Origin of the sequence: Paenibacillus mucilaginosus 3016 (assembly GCF_000250655.1) — a bacterium.
Taxonomy (GTDB): Bacteria; Bacillota; Bacilli; order Paenibacillales; family NBRC-103111; genus Paenibacillus_G; species Paenibacillus_G mucilaginosus.
The window spans coordinates 5,288,692-5,312,544 of sequence record NC_016935.1 but is presented as its reverse complement, the minus strand read 5'-3'; the positions used below and the strand labels follow the sequence as shown (position 1 = coordinate 5,312,544).

Annotated in this window: 12 protein-coding genes; 8 read left to right on the top strand and 4 right to left on the bottom strand. The window is 63.1% G+C overall.

The genetic code is table 11. The features are described 5' to 3' along the window. Nucleotides 1-13: 13 nt before the first annotated feature. The 8 genes from PM3016_RS40880 to PM3016_RS21930 all read left to right on the top strand — a co-directional run bounded on the left by PM3016_RS40880 (nt 14) and on the right by PM3016_RS21930 (nt 19,758). Nucleotides 14-1,780 (top strand): condensation domain-containing protein, encoded by a 1,767-nt coding sequence (locus PM3016_RS40880; RefSeq protein WP_014370980.1) that lies wholly within the window; start codon nt 14-16, stop codon nt 1,778-1,780. Nucleotides 1,781-1,829: 49 nt separating this feature from the next. After that, on the top strand, nt 1,830-7,826 hold the full coding sequence (locus PM3016_RS40030) for a non-ribosomal peptide synthetase (RefSeq protein WP_014370979.1): 5,997 nt from the start codon (nt 1,830-1,832) through the stop codon (nt 7,824-7,826). A 57-nt stretch (nt 7,827-7,883) separates the two neighbouring features. After that, nucleotides 7,884-14,930 (top strand): non-ribosomal peptide synthetase, encoded by a 7,047-nt coding sequence (locus PM3016_RS36800; protein WP_014370978.1) that lies wholly within the window; start codon nt 7,884-7,886, stop codon nt 14,928-14,930. Beyond that, on the top strand, nt 14,927-15,598 hold the full coding sequence (locus tag PM3016_RS21950; RefSeq protein ID WP_014370977.1) for a cell division ATP-binding protein FtsE: 672 nt from the start codon (nt 14,927-14,929) through the stop codon (nt 15,596-15,598). The genes PM3016_RS36800 and PM3016_RS21950 overlap by 4 nt, the downstream gene beginning before the upstream one ends. Continuing rightward, nucleotides 15,564-16,439 (top strand): cell division protein FtsX, encoded by an 876-nt coding sequence (locus PM3016_RS21945; RefSeq protein WP_014370976.1) that lies wholly within the window; start codon nt 15,564-15,566, stop codon nt 16,437-16,439. The genes PM3016_RS21950 and PM3016_RS21945 overlap by 35 nt, the downstream gene beginning before the upstream one ends. Further along, nucleotides 16,432-17,475 (top strand): coiled-coil domain-containing protein, encoded by a 1,044-nt coding sequence (locus PM3016_RS21940; protein WP_014370975.1) that lies wholly within the window; start codon nt 16,432-16,434, stop codon nt 17,473-17,475. Before PM3016_RS21945 ends, PM3016_RS21940 begins: the two co-directional genes overlap by 8 nt. A gap of 21 nt (nt 17,476-17,496) precedes the next feature. After that, on the top strand, nt 17,497-18,381 hold the full coding sequence (locus tag PM3016_RS21935) for a hypothetical protein (RefSeq protein ID WP_014370974.1): 885 nt from the start codon (nt 17,497-17,499) through the stop codon (nt 18,379-18,381). A 123-nt stretch (nt 18,382-18,504) separates the two neighbouring features. Beyond that, entirely contained in the window at nt 18,505-19,758 is a 1,254-nt protein-coding gene (locus PM3016_RS21930; protein WP_014370973.1) for an LbetaH domain-containing protein, read from the top strand. 49 nt (nt 19,759-19,807) lie between these two features. On the opposite strand, the gene PM3016_RS38790 is transcribed toward PM3016_RS21930, so the two are convergent. The 4 genes from PM3016_RS38790 to PM3016_RS21915 are packed head-to-tail and all read right to left on the bottom strand — an operon-like array spanning nt 19,808 to nt 23,844. Next, nucleotides 19,808-19,966 (bottom strand): hypothetical protein, encoded by a 159-nt coding sequence (locus PM3016_RS38790; protein WP_013918734.1) that lies wholly within the window; start codon nt 19,964-19,966, stop codon nt 19,808-19,810. Continuing rightward, nucleotides 19,963-21,204, bottom strand: coding sequence for a Ger(x)C family spore germination protein (locus PM3016_RS21925; protein WP_014370972.1), 1,242 nt, complete (start codon nt 21,202-21,204; stop codon nt 19,963-19,965). Before PM3016_RS21925 ends, PM3016_RS38790 begins: the two co-directional genes overlap by 4 nt. Next, nucleotides 21,201-22,292: a GerAB/ArcD/ProY family transporter gene (locus PM3016_RS21920; RefSeq protein WP_014370971.1), complete on the bottom strand. Its 1,092-nt coding sequence runs from the start codon at nt 22,290-22,292 to the stop codon at nt 21,201-21,203. The genes PM3016_RS21925 and PM3016_RS21920 overlap by 4 nt, the downstream gene beginning before the upstream one ends. A gap of 1 nt (nt 22,293) precedes the next feature. Continuing rightward, the gene (locus PM3016_RS21915) at nt 22,294-23,844 is read right to left on the bottom strand and encodes a spore germination protein (protein WP_014370970.1); all 1,551 of its coding nucleotides are present in this window, start codon (nt 23,842-23,844) and stop codon (nt 22,294-22,296) included. Between the last annotated feature and the right edge of the window lie 9 nt (nt 23,845-23,853).

The window sequence follows — 23,853 nt, the reverse complement described above, 5'->3', positions numbered from 1 at the left end:
AGGGAAAGGCTTGATGACAACCATGATCATTCATGACCAAGGACGGACCCGGAAAGAGAACCAGGTAGAGACTCTGATAGAGAACCAGGTAGAGAACCAGGTAGAGAACCATGAAACAGGGGAGCGGACCTATGAACTGACGTATGAACTGACTCACCCTCAGATGCGCATTTGGTTCACCGAAAAAACGTTCGCCGGCACCCCCCTCGCCAATGTGGGGGGGATCGTCAAGGTTCAGGCGGAGGGCGTCGATCCGGACCGGTTCGAAGAAGCGATCCGGGAGCTGGTCCGCAGCAATGAGGCGCTGAGGCTCCGGTTCGCCGAGCAGGACGGCATGCCCCGCCAGTCGGTCCTGGACGGCGGGACGGTTGAAGTGGCCCGGATGGATTTCCGCGGGGAGGGGGCGGAAGCGGCCAGAGCGTGGGCCGAAGAGCAGTTCCGCCTGCCGATGCCGCTGGAGAACAGCCCGATGTGCGCCTTCGGCATCTGTCTGCTCGGTCCCGATGAGCTGTGGCTGCTGCTCAAGCAGCATCACCTGATCTCGGACGGCCATTCGATGGTGCTGACGGTGAACCGGATTCTCGACCACTACCTGCAGCTGCAGGAGGGAGGGGCGGCGGCCTCTCAGGAGGCTCCCCCATCCTACTCGGAGTTCATCCGCGCGGAGCAGGAATACCTCCGCTCCACACGGTTCGAGAAAGACCGCCGGTTCTGGATGGAGAAATTCGCGGACCTGCCCGAGCCGACGACCCTGAGGCCTTATGATCTCTACACGACCGGTACGGAAGCGGCCCGGTACAGCCGCCGTGTGCCGGATGAGCTGTTCCGCGAGCTGCGGCAGTTCTGCGCCGACCACCAAACGAACCTGTTCTCGCTGCTGCTGGCCTGCTTCTATCTGTACCTGTATAAAGTGACGGCCCAAGAGGATCTGGTGCTTGGCACGAATTATTTGAACCGGACGAATGCAAGAGAAAAGATGACGCTCGGGATGTTCACGAGCACGATTCCGGTCCGGATGAAAGTCGATCCGCAGATGACCTTCGGCGAGTGGCTGAGGCTGCTGTCGAAGGAGCAGGCGGGCCTGATCCGGCACCAGCGCTATCCGTTCGATCTCCTGTTCACGGAGCTGAAGGAGCGCAGCAGCTCCCTCGAGCGGTTGTTCCATATCCTGGTCGAATACCAGGCGATGGACTTTGTCCTGAAGCCCGGGCTCTCCTCCCAGATCGAAGCCTTCTTCGCCGGGGCGGAAGCCCTGGATCTCGTGCTGCATATCAAGGAGCGGCTCGAAACGGACAGCCTTCACCTGGATTTTGACTATCGAAGCGAGGTCTACAGCCGGGAAGAGATCGAGCAGCTGTGCAGCCGGCTTCTGTGCCTCGTTCAAGACGCGGTGGCTCATCCGGACAAGCCGCTGGCCGCTCTGCGCCTCCTGGACGAGCAGGAAAGCCGGAGGGTGCTGCACGAGTTTAATGACACGGCGAGGGCGTTCCCGGAGGATCGGCTGATTCACCACGGCTTCGAGGAGCAGGTGCGCCTGCGGCCTCATCATCCGGCGGTGGTGACGGACAGCGGAACGCTGACCTATGCGCAGCTGGACGAGCGCGCCGGCCGGCTGGCCCGCCGCCTGCGGTCGGCCGGTGTCGGACCCGGCTCCTATGTGGGCCTGCTGCTGAACCGCTCGGACCGTCTCATCGTAGCGATGCTGGCATCGCCAAGGCGGGCGGCGCCTATGTGCCGATGGAGGCAAGCTATCCGGTGGCGCGCATCGAGCGCATCCTGAATACGCTCGGCGCGGCTCATCTGGTCAGCGAGTCGGCGCTGTCCCCGCTGTGGGAGGAGCTGCCGGCGGCCTGCCCCAGCTTGCGAACATTCACTGCGTGGATCAGGACGCGGATGCGGCCGGAGCGGAGGAGAGGGCTTCCGCTGCGGAAGCCGGGGTCCCGGCCGCCGGGCCCCATGACCCGGCATACGCGATCTTCACCTCCGGCTCCACGGGAGTGCCGAAGGGCGTCATCGTCCACCACCGCAGCGTGTCCAACCTGATCGACTGGGTGAACCGCACGACCGGCATGGGCCCGGAGGACCGCGTCCTGTTCGTCACTTCGCCGACCTTCGACCTGTCGGTCTATGACGTGTTCGGCATGCTGACGGCAGGCGGCACGATCCGGCTCGTGGAGGCGGAGGACATCCGCCGGCCGGAGCGGCTGCTGGAGCTGCTGAGGGACGAACCGGTTACCTGCTGGAACTCGGCGCCGGCGGCGCTGCAGCAGCTCGCCCCGCTGATCGAGTCCCATCCGCAGCCGGTGTCCGTCTCGCTGCGCCATGTGCTGCTCAGCGGAGACTGGATTCCGCTGAAGCTGCCGGGGGTGCTGCAGCGGGCGTTCCCTGGCGTGCGGGTGCTGGCGATGGGCGGCGCGACGGAAGCGACCGTGTGGTCGAACGTCTTTGAGGTCGGGGAGGTCGATCCGAACTGGGCAAGCATCCCGTACGGCCGGCCGATCCAGAACGCACGCTACTATATTCTGGACAGCGGCCTGGCGCCGTGTCCGATCGGCGTTCCCGGGGAGCTGTTCATCGGCGGGGAGTGCCTCGCGGCCGGCTATGACGACCCGGCCCTGACGGCGGCCCGGTTCCTGCCCGACCCTTACAGCCTGCGGGAGGGCGGGCGCATGTACCGCACGGGTGACCGGGCGAGATGGATGGCGGACGGCAACATCGAGTTCCTCGGCAGGATCGACCACCAGGTGAAGATCCGCGGCTACCGGATCGAGCCGGGCGAGATCCAGGCGCAGCTGGCGAAGCACCCGGCGGTGAAGGAAGCGGTGGTGATCGACCGTCAGGATGCGGGCGGGGAGAAATACCTGTGCGCGTATCTGGTGACGGAGGAGGAGCTGACGGTAGGCCGGCTGCGGGAGTTCCTCGGCGCGTCGCTGCCGGAGTACATGATCCCGGCGCACTTCGTCCGGCTGCCGGCGATGCCGGTCACCGCGAACGGGAAGCTCGACCGCCGGAGCCTGCCGGAGCCGGACGGGAGCATCGGCAGCGGCACGGCGTATGTGGCGCCCCGCAATGAGACGGAGGCGAAGCTGGCTGAGATCTGGCGTGAGGTGCTTCAGCGCGAGGTCGGGGTGCAGGACGATTTCTTCCGGCTCGGAGGGCACTCCCTGCAGGCGGCTGTCATGGCCTCGCGCATCCGTCAGGAATTCGGAACCGACATGGCGCTGCGGACCTTGTTCGCCGCACGCACGGTGGAGGGGCTGGCCGACTGGCTCGGGCAGCAGCGGGGAGCCGCAGCGGGACACCTCCCGTCCGCAGGTCTGCGGGAAGTGTACCCGCTCTCTTCCGCCCAGCGGAGGCTCTATATTGCATGTCAGATGGAGGGCACGGAGGCAGCCTATCACATGCCGGGCCTGCTGCATCTGAAGGGGGAGCTCGACGAGGGCAGGCTTCGTCACGCCTTCGACGCTCTGATCCGGCGCCATGAGGCGCTTAGAACCGGTTTCGAGCTCCATGACGGGGAGCCTGTGCAGCGGATTCACGATGAGGCGCCTTTTACCCTGGAATCGGACGAAGGGGGAGCGGAGGAGCTGCGGAAGCGGGTCTCCTCGTTCATCCGGCCGTTCGACCTGACCCGGCCGCCCCTCATGCGGGCTTCACTGGTCAAGGCGGCTCCCGGACACGGGGCGCTGCTGTTCGATATGCACCACCTGATCTCCGACGGTGTGTCGATGAACGTGCTGATGCGGGAGCTTGCCGAGCTGTATGCGGACGGCGGGCTGCCGGAGCTGCAGGCGGAGTACAAGGATTATGCCCTCTGGCAGCAGGAGCAGCTGCAGTCGGGCAGCCTGGGACGGGAGGAAGCGTACTGGCTGGAGCAGTTCGCCGGCGAGCTTCCCGTGCTGGAGCTGCCGACAGACCGCCCAAGGCCTGCGGTACAGAGCTATGGAGGGGCGCGTCTCGCGTTCCGTGCCGGAGAAGGGCTGACCGGCCGTCTGCTCGCATTGACGGAATGGACGGACACCACGCTGTATATGGTGCTGCTGGCCGCTTATCAGGTGCTGCTGGCCAAGTACAGCGGGCAGGAGGATGTGATCGTCGGCAGCCCGGTTGCCGGAAGGCCCCATGCCGATCTGCAGGGCGTGCTCGGCATGTTCGTCAATATGATCTGCCTGCGGGCCCGTCCCGAGCCGAACAAGCGCTTCAGCGATTTCCTGCAGGAGGTGAAAGCCCTGTCGCTTGACGCCTTCGAGTACGAGAACTATCCGTTCGAAGAACTCGTCCGCCGCCTTGAGATCCGGAAGGAGGCCAGCCGCAGCTCGCTGTTCGACACGGTCTTCGCCCTGCAGAATCTGGATGTGGAAGGCCTGGAGCGCGGAGGCGTACGTTTCCTTCCCGAGCCGGTGGACAGCGGAACGGCCAAATTCGATCTTCTGCTGGAAGCCTACCCCGGCAAGGAAGAGCTGGCGTTCTCCCTCGAATACCGCAGCCGGTTGTTCGACGCGGCCACCATGGAACGATTTGCGGGACATTATCTCCACCTGCTGGAGCAGCTGACGGAGAATTCCCACATGAAGCTGTCCGAGCTGAGCCTGGTCACCGCAGCCGAGGAGGCGGACCTCCTGGATTACGGGACCGGCGCCCATGTGGAGGGCATCCATGAGCGGACGCTCACCTCCATCTTTGAGGATGTGGTGCTCGCTGCACCGGACCGGATCGCACTGAGCCATGGGGGGGAGCGGCTGACCTACCGCGAGCTGGACGAGCGCGCGAGCCGCCTGGCACGCACCTTGATCGGCTGCGGGGTCGGCCCGGGCTTGGCGGTCGGTCTGATGGCGAAGCGCTCGATCGACCTCATGGTCGGCATCCTCGGCATTCTCAAGGCCGGCGGTGCCTACGTGCCGCTGGACCCGAATTATCCCGAAGACCGCCTGGCCTACATGCTCGAAGACAGCGGAGCCGAGGTCCTGCTGACACAGAGCGGGCTTGAGTCCCCGGGCGGGTATCAGGGCAGGGTGCTGCACCTGGAGGACCCGGCTCTCTATGAGACGGAGGCATCCCGTCTGCCCGAGCGCTGCCTGCCGGAGCATCTCGCCTATGTTATCTACACCTCGGGTACCACAGGGAAGCCGAAAGGCAATATGACGACCCATGCGAACTTGGGGCGGCTCGTCCATGATATGACAACGATGGGACTGCATTCCGGGGACAAGATGCTGCAGCTCTCGAACGCCGTGTTCGACGGTTCGGTGATTGATATCTTCGGCGCGCTGATGAACGGGGCGGAGCTCGTTCTGGCCGAAGAGGATACCGCCACAGACATGGCTCTCCTGGCGGATTGCATCGAGAAGCGCGGAATCACGGTCTTCTTCCTCACCACAGCCCTCCTGAATACGCTGATCGACGAACGGCCGGAATGCCTCCGGGGGGTCAGGAAAGTGCTGTTCGGCGGGGAAAAAGCATCCGTCCCTCACGTCCGCAAGGCCTTGGAGCTTCTGGGGCCGGGCCGGCTGGTCAACTGCTACGGACCGACGGAGACGACGGTATTCGTCACCGTCCATGATGTGACGGAGCTGCCGGAGGACGCCGCAGCCCTGCCGATCGGGCGGCCGGTCGCCAACACGCGGCTGTACATCGTCGACAAGCACGACCGGCTTCAGCCCGTCGGCGTGCCGGGAGAGCTCTGCATCGCCGGACAGGGCGTATCGCGCGGCTACCTGAACCGGCCGGACCTGACGGCCGCCAAATTCGTCCCGTGCCCGTTCGAACCGGGCGGGCTGATGTACCGGACGGGCGACCTGGCGAAATGGCGTCCGGACGGCCGGGTGGAGTATATCGACCGGATGGACCAGCAGGTCAAAATCCGGGGCTTCCGCATCGAGCTCGGCGAAGTCGAGAACCGGCTGCTGGAGCTGGAGGCGGTGAAAGAGGCCGTCGTGACGGCAGGCCGGGAGGAAGGCGGCTCCGCCTATCTCTGCGCTTATGTCGTATCGGATGAGACCTGGACTGCGGCCGGTCTGCGCGCCGCCCTCGGACGCAGCCTGCCCGATTACATGATCCCGCGCTATTTTGTGACGGTGGAACGGATTCCGCTGACCGCCAGCGGCAAAGTGGACCGGAAGGCGCTGCCTGAACCGGATGCGGCCGCTGCCCTCTCGGCAGACTACACCGCGCCTTCCGATGGTGTCGAGAAGGTGCTCGCCGGGATCTGGGAATCGCTTCTCGGCATCGAACGGATCGGCATTCACGATCATTTCTTCCACCTTGGAGGGGATTCCATCAAGGCGATCCAGGCGGCATCCCGCATGCTTCAGTGCGGATACAAGGTGGGGACACGGGAGTTTCTCGCTTATCCGACCATTGCGGAGCTGGCTCCGCATGTGCAGACGGTGAAGCGTCACGCTCCCCAGGAGCCGGTAGAAGGCGAGGTGCCGCTCGGACCGGTGCAGCGGTGGTTCTTCGAACGAGGGTTTACGGACCGGCATCACTTCAACCAGTCGGTGCTGCTCTACTCGCAGACCGGCTGGCAGGAGGAGCCGCTGCGCCGCACGCTCTCCCGGCTGACGGAGCACCACGACGCCCTGCGCATGGTCTTCGGGCAGGGTGAGGACGGCGTGCGCCAGTTCAACCGGGGACCTGCCGGCGGCAGTGAAGATACGGTCTTCACGCTGGAGGTCATCCGGTCCGCATCCGTGCAGGCCGCCCGGGAGGCGGTCCGCTGTCAGGCGGATGAAGTGCAGGGCAGACTTGATCTCGGCGAAGGCCCGCTCTTCCGGGCCCGGCTGTTCGAAGCGGGGGAGGAGGGCGCCTATCTGCTGCTCGTCATCCATCATCTGGTGGTGGACGGGGTGTCCTGGCGCATTCTCCTCGAAGACCTGGCGGCCGGCTATGAACAGGCAGTCCAGGGACAGACCCCGGCGTTCGGGTCCAAAACGGACGCCTACCAGGCATGGACCCGCCGGTTGACGGCATATGCGGACAGTGAAGCGCTGCGGGAGGAACTCTTCTTCTGGAAGGGGCAGAAAGACCGGGCCGCCGGGCTGCCTCCGCTGCTTCCGCCTTGTCCGGAGCCGGCAAGGGATACGGCCGCCGAAGCCGGGATCTGTACGGTCAGCCTCACCGAAGAAGAGACGGAAGATCTGCTGCAGCGCACGCATCAGGCCTACCGCACCGAGATCAACGATCTTCTGCTGGCGGCCCTGGCTCTGGCCCTGCGCGAGTGGACCGGCAGCGGCCGCTCGCTGATTCTCCTGGAGGGACACGGCCGGGAAGCGCTGTTCCCGGAGCTCGATATCTCGCGCACCGTAGGCTGGTTTACGAGCCAGTATCCGGTCCTGCTCGATGTGGACGGACCGAGGCATCCGGTCATAGCGGTCAAGGAGCAGCTTCGCGCCGTACCGTCCAAAGGGGTCGGCTACGGGGTGCTCCGTTATCTGGCGGCTGACTCCGCCGGGCTTCAGGAGGCGATCGGGCTGGAGCCGGAGATCAGCTTCAACTACCTGGGGCGGATGGATGAGGAAACGGGTGCCGGCTTCGTCCTGTCGGAGGAGCCGATGGGAGAGCAGATCAGCCCGAAGGCTGAGCGGATCAGCGGGATCGGGATCAATGCCATGATACGGCAGGGAAGGCTGACGGCGAAGATCGATTATCTTCCCCTGACCTGCAGCGGTGACAGAATACAGCACCTAGCCGAAGCTTACCGCCGCCATCTGCTGGAGCTGATCGACCACTGCGTGAACAAACGGGAATCCGAGCTGACGGGCAGCGATGTCAGCTCCTCCCAGGTGACACAGGAGGACCTGGAGGATCTGTTCAGCCTGCTTGGCTGAGCGGATCCGGGGAGGCTTCGCCTACTTTTGGAGAGATGAGATGAGGTGTAGAGCGACGTGAAGTGGACCAAGGATCAAATCAAGGATGTCTATCTGCTGTCCCCCATGCAGCAGGGGATGCTGTTTCACTATCTCATGGATGAAGAATCGCTGACCTACCGGGAACAGATCGCCGTGGAGCTGAAAGGATCGCTTGATCTGGCCTACCTGCAGATGAGCTTCCAGGTGCTGGTGGACCGGCATGACGTGCTCCGGACGGTGTTTGTTCACGACGGAGTGAACAAGCCGATGCAGGTCGTCCTGAAACAGCGAAGCTTTCCTCCGATTGCCTATGAGGACCTGTCCGCCCTCGGCAGCGCCGAGCGCAGGGAGCGGATCGGGGAATGGAAGGCCGCGGAGCTGGAGAAGGGGTTCCGGCTCAGCGAGGATTCCCTGCTCCGGGCCACGGTCATCCGCACGGCACCGGAGGAGTACCTGCTTCTGTGGAACTTCCACCATATCATTCTGGACGGCTGGTGCCTCGGCATTCTGATGAAGGAATTGTTCCAGATCTACGGCGCCTGGAGGCACAAGGAGCCGGTCCGCCTGGAAGCCCCGCCGCAGTACAGCACGTACATGAAATGGCTGGAGAAGCAGGACCGGAAAGCGGCTGAGGCATACTGGTCGGACTATGTGCACGGCTACGGCCAGCTGGCGGCGCTTCCTTCCTTGCCGGGTGTGAAGAATGCCGCCCGGTATCTGCGGAAGGAAGGGGACTTCGCTTTCGGTGAAGCCGAAACCCGGGCGCTGCTGTCGCTCAGCATGACCGCCGGCGTGACGGTCAGCACCCTGATGCAGGCACTGTGGAGCGTTCTGCTCCACAAGTATACGCAGCTGGAGGATGTCATGTTCGGCGCCGTCGTCTCGGGGCGTCCGGCCGAAGTGCCGGGCATCGAGTCGATGATCGGGCTCTTCATCAACACGGTTCCCGTGAGAATGCGGATGCGGGCGGAGCTGCCGTTCTCCGAGCTGCTGGCCGAAGCCCGCCGCTCGGAGCACCGCTCGGCGGCCCATGAGTTCTATCCGCTGTACGAAATCCAGGCCGACAGCCTGTTGAAGACAGGGTTGATCGATCATATTCTGGTGTTCGAGAATTTCCCGGTTGAAGCCCAGGATGAGGTTCTCCTTCGGCGGCGGCTCGGGTTCGTACCCGGCACGGTCGAAGCCTTCGAGCAGACGAACTACGATCTCACGGTGCTGTTCGTCCCGGGGGACCGGCTGACGGTCAAGTTCCTGTACAATGAAGCCCGCTTCGACGCAGCTTTCTTCACCCGGCTAGAAGGTCATCTGAAGGAGCTTGCCGCAGCGGTGACGGCGGACCCGGGCCGGGAGATCGGGAAGCTGATGCTGCTGACCGATGGCGAGCGGGAGCAGCTGCTGCACGAGTTCAATGACACGGCGAGGGCGTTCCCGGAGGAGCGGCTGATTCACCACGGCTTCGAGGAGCAGGTGCGCCTGCGGCCTCATCATCCGGCGGTGGTGACGGACAGCGGAACGCTGACCTATGCCCAGCTGGACGAGCGCGCCGGCCGGCTGGCCCGCCGCCTGCGGTCGGCCGGTGTCGGACCCGGCTCCTATGTGGGCCTGCTGCTGAACCGCTCGGACCGCCTGATCGTAGCGATGCTTGGCATCGCCAAGGCGGGCGGCGCCTATGTGCCGATGGAGGCAAGCTATCCGGTGGCGCGCATCGAGCGCATCCTGAATACGCTCGGCGCGGCTCATCTGGTCAGCGAGTCGGCGCTGTCCCCGCTGTGGGAGGAGCTGCCGGCGGCCTGCCCGCAGCTTGCGAACATTCACTGCGTGGATCAGGACGCGGATGCGGCCGGAGCGGAGGAGAGGGCTTCCGCTGCGGAAGCCGGGGTCCCGGCCGCCGGGCCCCATGACCCGGCATACGCGATCTTCACCTCCGGCTCCACGGGAGTGCCGAAGGGCGTCATCGTCCACCACCGCAGCGTGTCCAACCTGATCGACTGGGTGAACCGCACGACCGGCATGGGCCCGGAGGACCGCGTCCTGTTCGTCACTTCGCCGACCTTCGACCTGTCGGTCTATGACGTGTTCGGCATGCTGACGGCAGGCGGCACGATCCGGCTCGTGGAGGCGGAGGACATCCGCCGGCCGGAGCGGCTGCTGGAGCTGCTGAGGGACGAGCCGGTCACCTGCTGGAACTCGGCGCCGGCGGCGCTGCAGCAGCTCGCCCCGCTGATCGAGTCCCATCCGCAGCCGGTGTCCGTCTCGCTGCGCCATGTGCTGCTCAGCGGAGACTGGATTCCGCTGAAGCTGCCGGGGGTGCTGCAGCGGGCGTTCCCTGGCGTGCGGGTGCTGGCGATGGGCGGCGCGACGGAAGCGACCGTGTGGTCGAACGTCTTTGAGGTCGGGGAGGTCGATCCGAACTGGGCAAGCATCCCGTACGGCCGGCCGATCCAGAACGCACGCTACTATATTCTGGACAGCGGCCTGGCGCCGTGTCCGATCGGCGTTCCCGGGGAGCTGTTCATCGGCGGGGAGTGCCTCGCGGCCGGCTATGACGACCCGGCCCTGACGGCGGCCCGGTTCCTGCCCGACCCTTACAGCCTGCGGGAGGGCGGGCGCATGTACCGCACGGGTGACCGGGCGAGATGGATGGCGGACGGCAACATCGAGTTCCTCGGCAGGATCGACCACCAGGTGAAGATCCGCGGCTACCGGATCGAGCCGGGCGAGATCCAGGCGCAGCTGGCGAAGCACCCGGCGGTGAAGGAAGCGGTGGTGATCGACCGTCAGGATGCGGGCGGGGAGAAATACCTGTGCGCGTATCTGGTGACGGAGGAGGAGCTGACGGTAGGCCGGCTGCGGGAGTTTCTCGGCGCGTCGCTGCCGGAGTACATGATCCCGGCGCACTTCGTCCGGCTGCCGGCGATGCCGGTCACCGCTAACGGGAAGCTCGACCGCCGGAGCCTGCCGGAGCCGGACGGGAGCATCGGCAGCGGCACGGCGTATGTGGCTCCCCGCAATGAGACGGAGGCGAAGCTGGCTGAGATCTGGCGCGAGGTGCTTCAGCGCGAGGTCGGGGTGCAGGACCACTTCATAGAGCTCGGAGGCCATTCGATCAAGGCGACGGCTCTGATCGCCCGGATCCACAAGATCACGGGCGTATCCCTGCCGATCCGCAGCGTATTCCAGCTTGGCACGGTCGAAGCGATGGCCCGGCATCTGCAGGAGCCCGAGGGGGACCGCCTGCCGCCGATTCCGGCGGCTGCACCCGCCGCAGCGTACCGGGTGTCCTCCGCCCAGCGCCGGATGTTCGTTCTGCAGCAGCTCGAAGGGGAGGGGACCGGCTATCAGATTCCCGGCATGTTTGCCGTGGAGGGCCATGTGGATCTGTACCGCTTCGAGCGGGCGTGGCAGCAGCTGATCGAACGCCACGCGGCTCTGCGCACATCCTTCGAGCTCTCGGGCGGGGAGATCCTCCAGCGGGTACACCAGGCCGTTGATTTCCGCGTCGAATACACGGCAGCGGACGAGGCGCAGCTGCCATCGCTGCTGGCCGCTTTCCTGAGGCCCTTCGACCTGTCCCAGGCCCCGCTGCTCCGGGTCGGGCTGATCACGACGGCGCCGGACCGGCATGTGCTCTTGTTCAATATGCACCATATCGTCTCGGACGGGGAGTCGGTCCGGATTCTCGCGGAAGAATTCACCCGGCTCTACGCGGGCGGGGCGCTTCCCCCCAGCCCAGTGGACTACAAGGATTATGCGGTATGGCAGCAGGCGCTGCTCGACTCGGAGCCGTTCCGCCGGCATGAAGACTACTGGCTCGCGCAGTTCAGCGAGGCGCCTCCGCTGCTGCAATTGCCTGCAGACGCCCCCCGGCCCGCCGAGCGTAGCCATGCGGGAGACACCTTCCGCTTCCGGCTGGAGCCGGAGCTGACCTCCCGTCTGCAGCAGCTTGCAAGGGAGACGGGGACGACCCTGTTCATGCTGACGCTCGCAGCTTACAAGGTGATGCTCCACAAGTATACCGGGCAGGAGGACATCGTGGTCGGCACGCCGGTCAGCGGTCGCTCGCACCCGGATACGGCGAATCTGGTCGGGCTGTTCGTCAATACGCTTGCCCTCCGGAGCCGGCCGGGGAGAAGCCTTCCGTTCCTGCAGTTTCTGGCTGCGGTCCGGGAGACGGCTCTCTCCGCCTATGAGCATGCGGATTATCCGTTCGAGCTGCTCGTCGACCGCTGCGGTGCGGCAAGGGACATCAGCCGCAACCCGCTGTTCGATACGATGTTCACCCTCCAGACCCAGACGGCGGACCTTGCGGCCAGCGGCCTGGCATTCCAGACGCTTGAGATCCCGAACAAGGCGGCACAGTTCGATCTGACGTTCGAGGGAGCCCTGAAGAAGGATACGCTCATCTTCGATATCGAGTACTGTACGGACTTGTACGGTCCCGAGACGATCCGCCGGATGGCCGGCCATTACCGGGAGCTGCTTCAGCATATCGTATCGGACCCTTCGGCAAGCCTGGCGCAGCTGAAGCTGCTGACCGAAGCGGAGGAGCGCCAAATTCTCCACTGCTTCAACCCGCAGGCCAAGCAGGTGCCAGAGGACGCTCAGTTTCTACCTCTGTTCCGGCAGCAGGCCGAGGCGGCGCCGGACCGTCCCGCCGTGCGCTGCCTGGACCGGCTGCTCACGTACCGCGAGCTTGACGAACGCTCGGGGCGCCTGGCGGCCGGGCTTGCCGCCCGGGGCATCCGGCCGGAGAGCATGGTGGCGATCCTCGCCGAGCGGTCGGTGGACTGGGTTGTTGCCGTACTCGCCGTCTTCAAGGCCGGCGGGGCCTATGTGCCCATCGATCCGGTCTATCCTGGGGATCGCATTGCCTATATGCTGGAGGACAGCGGGGCCGAGCTGCTGCTCACCCAGCGCTCACTGATCGGAACGGCGCCGGGCTGGACCGGGGAAACCGTGCTGCTGGATGACGAAGGATCGTACGGGAGGGAGCCGGCTGGGGGGGAGCTCCCTGCGGCGGATCCCTCCCGGCTGGCCTATATGATTTATACGTCCGGAACGACCGGCAGGCCCAAGGGCGTACTCGTCGAGCACGGCAGCTACGCCAATACGATCCTGGCTTACCGTGAGCGCTTTGCCTTCGATTCGTTCCCGGTGCGGCTGCTGCAGATCGCCAGCTTCTCCTTCGACGTCTTTCTGGCGGATCTCGCCCGGACCTTGGCCTTCGGGGGCGAGCTAGTGCTCTGCCCGGAGGAGGCCCGGCCTGATCCGGCCCGTCTGTATGAAGAACTGAGGCTTCATCAGATTACAGTGCTGGATGCGACGCCTTCGCTGGCGGTTCCCCTGATGGAGTATATCCATGAGAGGGGGCTCGATACCGGCGCGCTCCGGCTGCTCATCATCGGCTCCGACAGCTGTCCGGCGGAAGAGTACCGGAAGCTGCTCCAGCGCTTCGGCTCCCGTCTGCGCATTGTGAACTGCTATGGGGTGACCGAGGGCTGTATCGAGTCGAGCTGCTATGAAGTGCCGGCGGAGGACTTCGCGGGTACGGGGGTCGTTCCGATCGGCCGGCCTTTTCCGAATATGAAAATGTACGTTGTCAGCGCCTCGATGCAGCTGCAGCCGGTCGGCGTGACGGGGGAGCTCTGTATCGGGGGAGCGGGCATAGCGCGCGGATATCACCGGCTGCCGGAGCTTACCGGGGACAGGTTCGTGACCGATCCGTTCACGCCCGGCGGACGCATGTACCGTACCGGGGATCTGGCGAGATGGACGCCGGATGGCTGCGTGGAATTCCTCGGCCGGGCGGATCAGCAGGTGAAGATCCGCGGGTTCCGGGTGGAGCCCGGCGAGATCGAATCGGCCCTCCTGCAGCATGAACGGATCCGGCAGGCCGCCGTGATGGAGGCGGAGGAGAAAGGGGAGAAGGAGCTGTGCGCCTACCTGGCGGCATCCGGTCCCCTGGACCTCGCCGAGCTTCGGGAGCACCTGAAGCAGCGGCTGCCCGAAGTGATGATCCCTGCCTTCTATGTGGTCCTGGAGCAGCTGCCGCTGACTTCCAACGGCAAAATCGACCGGCGTTCCCTCCCCGGGCAAGGGGAGCTTCGGAGGGGAATGGCCGCCACCGTATACGAGCCCGCACGCAGCGGTACGGAGAAGCGTCTGCAGGACATATGGGCGGAGGTGCTTGAGGCGGATCGCATCGGCATGCACGATGATTTCTTCTCCCTCGGCGGCAGCTCTCTCAAAGCGGCCCGTATGGCATCGCTGGCTTCCGCGGCCTTCGGGGTCGAAGTCCCGCTGCGGACCGTCATGCGGCACCCGACGATCCGGGGGCTTGCCTCGGCTCTCTTCGAGGATGCGGCGGAAGCGGGCAGCGCGGTGCTCTGGAATGAAGCCGGCAGCCCGAACCTGTTCAGCTTTCCTCCGCTGCTGGGCTATGGCATGGTGTTCCAGACGCTGGCGGCATGCCTGCAGGGAGAGTTCACGCTCTATGCCTTCGACTTCCTTCCCGCGGGGGACCGGATTGTCCGCTATGCCGATGAGATCGTGAGCCTGCAGGGCGAGGGGCCCTACCGTCTCCTCGGGTATTCGGCGGGCGGGAACCTGGCCTTTGAAGTCGCCGCCGAGCTCGAACGCCGCGGGCTTGTGGTCAGCGATCTTGTGCTGATCGACTCCGTGCATCTCGAGACAGGTTTCTCTCCGTCAGAACTAAGCCTTGAAGAAGAAGTCCGCGTCATGCTCCAGGAAGTGGAGCGGAGCAGCGGCAAGCTGGAGGAAAGCTTCCTCGCGGAATGCCGCGGGCGCATCCGGGCTTACGCGGAGTATCTGGACGGGCTGGTGCATGAAGACTGCCTCCGGGCCGATCTTCACTGCATCCGTTCGGAGAACCGAAGCCTGGAGGCGGCGGCTGTTATCCCCTGGTCGCTGTCCACCTATGGCTTCGTGACGGAATACGAGGGGGCCGGGGCTCACCTCGAGATGCTCAGTACGGACTATGCGGCCCGCAATGCCGGCGTGATCCTGGCCGCGCTTCAGGCTCCGCGGGATGCCATGCTGGTGCAGGCGGGTGATCCTTCATGATCGGGGTGCAGGGATTGACTCTCGGGTACGGGGGCCGAACGGTGCTCAGAGACCTCGAGCTCTCCCTCGCTCCGGGAGAATTCGTGTATCTGCAGGGGCCTTCCGGCTCGGGCAAAAGCACCCTCCTTCGTGTACTGAACCGTCAGATCGAATCTTATGAGGGTGAGGTGCGGATTCAGGGGCGGCCGCTCCGAAGCCTTCCGCGGTTCGAAGCCCGCCGGCTGATGGCCACGATCCATCAGGGCTTTGAGCTTATCGACCGGAAGACGGTGCTGGAGAATGTCGCTTTGGCCGGCGAGGTGCTGGGGGCAGACCCGGCGGCTGTCCGGGCCAAAGCACAGGAGTTTCTTCACAAGGTGGGCATGGAGGGGAAAGAAGACCACTTCCCCCGCCAGCTCTCCGGGGGGGAGATGCAGCGGACCGCCATCGCCCGGGCCCTGCTGAACAGGCCGCCCATCCTGCTGGCCGACGAACCTACCGGCAACCTGGACGGGGAGAATGCCTTCCGCATTCTGGAGCTGCTGTGGGAGCTGAACCGGAGCGAGGGAACCACGGTCCTGATGGTGACGCACTCCACGGAGCTGGTCCGGGCCATGCCTTCCCGAACACTGCATATGAATGGGGGGCGTCTCGATGCGGTGGAACCTTGCGAGATATTATCTTCGTGACGCGCGCGACGGCTTCCGCCGCAGCCCCGGCGCCTCTCTTGCGGCCGTTCTGCTCATTACCATTACGCTGACGGCCGCCGGCACCCTGTTCCTGCTGCGAAGCGGCGTACAGGAGGTCATCGGCTACCTGGAATCCCAGGTGAAGATCAAGCTGATGATCGACCCGGCCGCGGATGCCGAGCCGATGGCGGAGCTGCTCCGCGGCCGCTCCTGGGTGCGTTCGGCGGAGATCGAGACGAAGGAGATGAGCCTGCAGCGGCTGCAGAAGCTGTTTGACGGCAAAGAGCACCTGTTCCGCGCCTTTGAGCACAGCAACTCGCTGCCCGATCTCATTACACTGGAGCTTGCGGAACCGGCCATGGCGCCGCTTGCTGCGAAAGAGCTGGAGGGGATGAAGGGGGTTACGGAGGTGATCTTCTCCCAGAAATATGCGGAATCCGTGCTGATCTGGTCCGAACGTTCCGAACGCTACGGCCTCGGCTTCCTGCTCGTGCTGCTCATAGTTTCCGTGCTGACCGTTACGATCGCCGTGCAGCTGGCGATGTTCCGCAGGGAGAAGGAGATCCGGGTGAAGCTCCTCATCGGGGCGAAGGAGAGCCATGTGCGCGGGCAGTTCCTCTTCGAAGGGGGCCTGCTCGGCCTCTTCGGCGGCATTCTGGCCAGCCTGGCCGTGTACTTCTTCTATGACCTGGCCTATACCAGGCTGCAGCTGTCCTATGGGGGGATCTTCACCTACCGGCAGGGCTGGATCGAGCTTACTGCGGCCGGCATTCTGCTCGGAGGCCTCCTGATCGGGCTGGCCGGCAGCTTCTGGGCGACAAGGCGGTGGCTGCATGAGTAGATGGAGCCCCTGGAGGACCGCGGCCTGCCTTCTGGCGGGCCTGCTCGTCACCACGACCGTATACGGGCATGTCAGCGGCGTATTCGGCGATTATCTGGCCGGCTCCCACGATGCGGGAGTCACGCAGCGGCTGCTCGATGACCTGGCCGCAAGCAAAGACGAAATGGAACGCCTCACCCCGCAGCTGAACGACCTCCAGCAGGAGTTCGACCGCAAAGCCGAAGCTGCCCAGGACAAGCTTGGGGTGTATCAGGCCGTCGGGATGGATACGTATCTGCAGTTCATGCTGGAGACGGGGAATCCGGTGGATGTGCTGACCAACCGCAGGCTACTCGAGCATGAACTGGAGGGAGACCTGCGGTCGCTGGAAGCCTTATACGCGGAATATATGCCGGTGAAGGCCGTCAGGGATTCACTGGCGAATCATGAGAAACTTCTTCAGGTGCTGCGCGGGAATCTGGAAGCGCGTGAGAGGACCCTGAAGGAAGCGGAGGCGCTCGGACCCGAGCCCCCCAAAAGCTGGGCGGAGCGGCTCGATATCGGGGAGTGGATCGGGGCGCTGCTGACCGAGGAGAAGGAGATCGATCCCTTGACTCACCGTCTCGACGAGATCTGGTCCGCGCATATCGGCTATCTGCTCGAGCTGAAGGAGGACGGGGAGCGGCTGAGGGAGAATCCGGCCGCCTTCGTCACACGCAAGACCGCTTCCTCTCCCTACCGGCTGGAGGACCGTCTGCTGAACGCGTCGAGTCCGCTGACCTATTACATGTTCACGGACCATGTCTATGTACATCTGGTCCGAGGCAGCGCCGATCTTCTGCTGATCGGAACCGTGCAGAAGAAAGAGGCCGGCACGGCCGCGCTGGGCTTCGAGGCCGGGTTCCTGAACGGCTTTGTGCTTCCGGAAGAAGTAGTCGGACGGCTGGCGGGCTTCGAGCTGCCCTATGCGGCGCTGCATCCGGGCGGCGGAGAGTTTTATGTGGAACAGGAGAACGGAGCCGTCGTCATCCAGCCCGCGGAGTTCTTGAAGGAATAAGAATCAGATGGAGGACATGGCATGAAACGAATTTGGCCGCTGGCGCTGCTGCTATTCCTGCTCCTGGGAGCGCCGGCTCTGGCACACGTGGAGAATGAGAAGACATTGTATGACGATCTGGAGCATACGCAGGCCCTCGAGGATATCGTGTTTGTCCGTGCACTGGGTCTCGTGTCGGCGGAGGGGGGGGCCAAGCTGTTCCGTCCGCAGGCCGGGCTGCGCAAAGCCGATCTCGCTTACTGGGCGGGCGTCTATCACCGATACGGGGGCGGCGGCAAGTCCGAGGAGCAGGTCAGGGACGCGGCGCTGAAGAACGGTCTGGTCGATTCGCTGGAGGGCGACGCCGCGTATGAGGATGTGAGCCGGGCTTACTTCGGAGGCCAGGCCCCGGTGGAGAAGCCGGGCACGAAGCTGACCCGGGCGGAGCTGGCCGTTTACCTGCGCAAGCATGCCCAGGAGCCGATAGGTGGGCAGAAGCTGCTGGACAAGCTCGGCATCACGGCGGGGCCTTCGGGCGTGATCAGTAAGGTCACTTCCAGCCAGGCCGGGGAAGGTTCTTCTGCCTATCCGGTATACCGCGTAGTCATCGGCGGCAGGGAATATGGGGTGTCTCCCCACCCGAAGGCGCTCTACGGCCCGGCGGATCTGAAGCAGTGGGAGGGGAAAACACTCGCCGAAACCTGGATTTCCGGCGCGAACGGGACCGCTCCGGAGCTTCAGGTGCTGAAGCTGGAAAAAGGCCAGTTCGGGAGCGAAGCGATGGAAGCCTCGGCAGCAGCACATGCTCATCATCACGATGAGCCGTCCGTAACCTCCGGCGGCTTTCCCGTTCTGCCGCTGGTCGCGGCTCTGCTGGGCGCAGGCATCGTCTTCTGGCTGGTCCGCGGAAAAAAATTCAGTAAGTAACATTCAGCAAGAAACATTCTGCAAGCAGGCAGATGGTCCGGCTCCCCCAGGCCCGAATAATTCATCCTATTTTTGGAAGAGTAACAGGTGGAGTACTCCAGGATGAAGATGAGGGGCTGACGCATGGCTAAGATGAACTGGAAACAGAAAGCATGGCGCGCCGCGGCGCTGACGGTCCTGCTGGGCATCGTTCCGGGACCGGCCGCAACCGCCGGGGGAACCGCCGGACCGGCCTCTTTCGTCGATCCGACGGCCGAGCTGCCGCAGTCCGGGAACGTCGAGCTCAGCGACCGGGTGTACGTGGCGCCGTTCGTGCGGCTGTCCGCGAAAGACGGCCATGTGATCCGCATCGGCAACCGGGCGAATGTGCAGGACAATGCGCTGCTGGATGCCGCAGAGCATGACATCGTGCTCGGCGACCGGGCCATCGTGGCCCATGGGGCACAGGTCCGGTCCACCCGGCCGGCGATGATCGCCGTACAGACACAGCGTCCGGAGTACAGCAATCCGGGCATCCAGGCGCTCGAGAGCTATATGACCGCCCATCCCGGTGAGCTTCACTGGGGGGCGGTTCCCGCGTTCATCGGCTTCAATGCCGCGGTGGACGGCGCCGTCATCTCGGATGGCAGCATGGTCATGCATTTGGCCAAAGTCAGCCCGGGCGTGACGCTGAGGAGCGGGGTGAAGGTGAAGGAGGGCAAGTGGCTCCGGACGCAGGAGGAGGCCGATAACCCGACTCTCGGCAAGGTAGAGTACATCGGGACCGGGGACATCGAATTCATGACCGATGTCGTGGAAGTGAATACGCAGCTGGCTGCAGGCTATGCACAGCTTGCCTGGGAGCATGCGAGCTTCGTCCGCGGGATCAACTACAATCCGGGGCGGATCCCGGGCAACGAGCAAAGAACCCTGCCGGCTGTTGGCGGGGTCCGAACCCAGCAGCCCGATACCGGCCCGTACCGCTTCCGGATCATCGGCAATGTGCAGATTGCCGATCTGGCCGGCGTCCGTGACGGGGTTTCCCTCCGTGCGGATGAAGGGCCGCTCATCCGGATCGGGGCGCACGGACGGTTTCTTGGCGGCAATACGTTCCATGCGCTGAAGTCGACCCGCATCTACGCAGGAAGAGGAGTGGTGCTTGAGCCTGGAGCGCTTGTCCATGGGGGCAGGGGGCCGCACCTTAAGGGAGAAACCTGGACGGAGATCGGGGACGAAACCGTCATCGGTGCGGGTGCCGTCGTATTCCGGTCCAAACTCGGGAAGGGTGTCCGGGTGGGGGCCCGCAGTCTGGTGATGGACTCGGTTCTGCCGGATGGCACCGTGGTTCCGGAAGGGGAGATCTGGATCGAAGGCAGACGGAAGTACAGCGCGGAATGATCCGCGCTGTACTTCTTTGCCCTTTGCATGTCCGGGCAGCCCCCCAAGCCTAACGGAAATGTAAATAGAGTGACAGCGGCAGGTAACAGCCGGACAGCATCAGAAGCGCCAGTCCGGCGGGTTTGTTGTTATCGCTCCATACCTTCCGGGCGTAGGTGAAGGTGTAGTAGGTCAAATACAAGGCAATGCCGATTAAAATCCAATTCAAGGCTGCTCATCTCCTGATATGTGCATGATGGGAGGCTCTACCTGCTTGCCGAAATTCACGATGGTTAAATCCACTTGAACCTGGACCTGTGCCCGGGTGTACTGCTCCGACCAGTTATAGCTCTCGTACTCGTCCAGAGTCCAGAATTGATTCCGGGCAATCAGATGCCATAAAAAGGGCTCCCCTTTGTAGGTCCGCTGTGTTTTGGCCACGAGCTGCTTGATTCGGTCGGCGAGCTTCCGCTGCAGCCCGTCTTTGAGCTGCCGCTGCTTCTCCGCATCGGAGGCATAGTCGACGAAGCTGGCGGTGGAGAGCACCTGTACCCTGAAGGGGATCCTCACCGACACTTGCGCCGGATCCGACTTGGCGTTCATCTTGATCTTGGCTTTCCCGTTCTTCATGAAGCGGCAGGTGATCTGGTATTCCTCGTTCAGGGGGTCGGGATACGTGGCAATGAAAGAATGGGTCAGTGATTTGCGCCGCAGAAAGAGAGCATACCGCGTTTCCTCCCCGGTAAGGGTGCCGATCATTTTGCCGGCTCTGAAGACGGCCGAGCCCATGATCTCGACAGGGTCGCCGCCCTTGTGGGGGATTTGACCGGCCAGGTAATTGTCTTCATTCTTGGAGTACTTCGTTTCCTTCTTGGATGCCGTAGCATAGATGGCCAGGAATAACGTATCGTCCCCGAGCCGCTGCATATAACGGTTCAAGGTGGAATAAGGCACGTATCCCGTATCCCGCCAACGCTCCTGCATGAATGCATAATACTTATGCGGTCGGGTTTCCAGCTTCGGTTTGTTATTCTTGACAAAGTCGGAGGCCTTCTCCTTGGAGACGATCAGGTTGATCTCCCTCCGCATCTCGGGGTCCCGGACGGACGAGCCCAGGATCCGGTGAAACAGCCCGCTCTTGGCAAACTCCTGGCTGACAATGACCGTCCGCAAATGGGCGAAGGAGATCTTCCTGGTAATCACGCTGTTCGCCAGTTCCTTGGCGGACAGAATGTCGGCTGCGTTGAATGTGACGATGTCGCTCGGCGGCTCGTTCTGGGCGGAGCCCTTATCGCTGGAGCCTACCTGCGGGTTCGCGATCTGAAAGGTTACGGCAACGGTATGATTGGGGCCGCTGTCCAGGCCTACGACGACGACGAAGGCCTGCTCTTCCAGCTCCAGCCGGTCCCAGCAGCCCGAAAGCAGCAGCAGCAGGGGAAGGAAGGGCAGCATTTTCAGCAGCTTCATTGCGGGCCCCTCCTTCTCCACCGGTCAAGGCTCCACAGCACAAAAGGCAGGAGCAGGTAGAGCACGGTACTGCCCTGCAGGAAGAGCTCGCGGTACTGATTCACTTTCGAGATATTCTCCGGCAGCAGCCCGAGGAGTAGAATCAATCCGGTGAGGGGAAGCAGGAGCGGCTCGAATTCCTCCATGCGCAGCGTCCGGGCAACCAGGAAGGCCAGGAGATAGATATAGACGGCAAAATGAATCACGGAAGCGATGAGCCAGAACGCCAGAAAGACCGATTCAATATGCGTGATGATCTGCCCGATCGCTGCCGTTCTCGTTAACTGCTGAAACGGATAAGCCATGTTTTTGGCGGCCGGATAATCAAATACGGCGACATAAATTGCGGTCATGGCAGCGATTTTCAATGCGCAGAAGCTGAACCCCCAATAGGAGGCCTTGCGAAAGTCCTCGAAGCTGCGGACCAAAGGGAGCAGCGCGGTGAGCAGAACCATCTCGCCATAGACGGAGGTATGCATCGTGCTCTCCTTGATCAGATCAATCCAGCCGGGGCCGGCTATCGGGCCCAGGTGGAGCCAATCGATATCCCTCCACACGAACCCCACCAGGAGGAACAGGAAGACTTCGATATAAGGAATGACGATCCAGGCCGTGCGGCCGATCGCTTCAAAGCCGCGGTTGCTAACGTAGAAAGCCGCCAGCATGAGCATGACATACAGCGCGCTGAGAGGTGTCTTTTGGTACACCATGGTATTCAGGATATCGGAATAGCTTCGGGTGTTGAGCACGGTGGAGCCCAAGGTGAACAGCACGAGAAGCATCCCGAGCACAAACCCGCCGTAGGTTCCGACGAGCTGGCGGATCAGCTCCATGAGCCCTTTTCCCTCATGCCTTCGCAGCACGGACAGCAAAATCAGAAACGACACGGCCATAAGGACAAACGACAGGAGGGGGAGGATCCAGCCGGCATTCTTGCCTTTATCCATCAGAAGTGAAGGGGTCGTATCCGCTAACTTCAGCCCGACGGTGATCAGGATGAGTGACGTATATTCGCGTATTCCGATCTTGCCATCCGATCGTTTGATCATCTTACGAAGGTCCCTCCGGTTTTTTCTTCCTCTGCTTGTCCTGCGGGTTGGTATAGAACGGACGCAGCCATTGCTTCCACACGGGAGGCCGCACGATCAGATCCTTGGAAGAGCGGTCATGCGGTGAGAGCGGTGTAAGGAAGGGCACCCCGAACGATTTGAACGAAACCATGTAGGAGATGACGCAGGTTAACGTCAGCGCGATCCCGAAGAAGCCCATGAAGGAAGCAGTGAACAGTATGATGAAGCGAAGAATACGGACGGCAAAGTTAAAGGAGATCTCCGGAATCGTAAAGGACGAGATGCCGGTCATGGCCACGATAATGACCAATATCGGACTTACGATGTTCGCTTCCACGGCGGCTTGTCCGAGAATCAGCGCTCCTACGATCCCAATCGTCGGACCGATGATCGTCGGGATCCGGACGGCCGCTTCCCGCACGAGCTCGAAGGCGGCTTCCATGAGAAGCACCTCGATCAAAGCAGGGAAGGGCACCCGCTCCCTTGTCGCTCCAATGGCCAGAAGCAGATCCGTGGGCAGCATCTCTTCATGAAACGTGCTTACGGCTATGTACAGGGATGGGGTAAGCAGGGCCACGAAGACGGCAAAAATGCGGACAATGCGGATAAAGTTGCCGTAAGCCCACCGCAAATATTGATCCTCCGGCGTATGAAAGAGCGACCAGAAGGTGATCGGGACAACCATCGCCGTCGGAGAATTTTCCATTATCAGAATGACATGGCCTTCCATCAGGAAAGAAGAGGCCCGGTCCGGCCGCTCGGTCAGCAGTGCGGTCGGGATCAGAGAATAGGACCTTTCTTCGATATGCTGCTCCAGCATGGAAAGGTTGGGCACCGTGTCGGCCTGAATCTCGGAGATCCTCTGTTTGACTTCCGTCACGAGATCGGGGTCCGCCAAGTTCTTGATGTACATGAGGGAGACCTCGTTCATCGAACGCTCGCCCACGGTGACCACTTCGGACATCAGCTGATGGTCTCTCACCTGCTTGCGGATCAGGGAACGGTTGGCGGCGGCGGATTCGATGAACGCTTCCTTCGGACCCTTAAGCACGTGCTCGACCTGCGGCTCGGTGATCGACCGGGACTGGAAGCCCGGCGTATCCATGGTCAATCCCTGGGCTTCGCCCTGGATCAGCAGGATCGTGCCGCCGTTAACCAGACCGTGAATCAAATCTTGAAACAGGGACGTCGTCCGGACGGAGGAGCTTGTAAGAATCTCCTCCATGGTGACGGTTACTGCGTTATGATGCCGCAGGAGCGTCAGCGTCTTCGTTACCAGCGGCTGAATGATCTGGGATTCAATGCTTTCGGTATCCGTCGCCCCTTCGAGGAACAATACGGTCACTTCCCGTTGAAGTGACGCGGCGAACAGCTCCCTGACCACCAAGGCTCTATTGACGGGATAGGAAAAGGCCCGTTTGATCGTGTCGACGTTTTCGGCCAGATTCACGGAAAGCCGCGGTTCTTTTTCTTTACCATTTTCTTTTTCTTTTTCTTTTTCTTCCCCGCGGCCCACAGCGCCTTTGTTCATAGGAAGTCC

Coding starts and splice junctions, on each gene's coding strand:
- PM3016_RS21950 (WP_014370977.1), top strand. CDS start 14,927: ATGATCGGGGTGCAGGGATTGACTCTCGGGTACGGGGGCCGAACGGTG.
- PM3016_RS21945 (WP_014370976.1), top strand. CDS start 15,564: ATGCGGTGGAACCTTGCGAGATATTATCTTCGTGACGCGCGCGACGGC.
- PM3016_RS21935 (WP_014370974.1), top strand. CDS start 17,497: ATGAAACGAATTTGGCCGCTGGCGCTGCTGCTATTCCTGCTCCTGGGA.
- PM3016_RS21930 (WP_014370973.1), top strand. CDS start 18,505: ATGGCTAAGATGAACTGGAAACAGAAAGCATGGCGCGCCGCGGCGCTG.
- PM3016_RS21925 (WP_014370972.1), bottom strand. CDS start 21,204: ATGAAGCTGCTGAAAATGCTGCCCTTCCTTCCCCTGCTGCTGCTGCTT.
- PM3016_RS21920 (WP_014370971.1), bottom strand. CDS start 22,292: ATGATCAAACGATCGGATGGCAAGATCGGAATACGCGAATATACGTCA.
- PM3016_RS21915 (WP_014370970.1), bottom strand. CDS start 23,844: ATGAACAAAGGCGCTGTGGGCCGCGGGGAAGAAAAAGAAAAAGAAAAA.
- PM3016_RS21940 (WP_014370975.1), top strand. CDS start 16,432: ATGAGTAGATGGAGCCCCTGGAGGACCGCGGCCTGCCTTCTGGCGGGC.
- PM3016_RS40880 (WP_014370980.1), top strand. CDS start 14: ATGACAACCATGATCATTCATGACCAAGGACGGACCCGGAAAGAGAAC.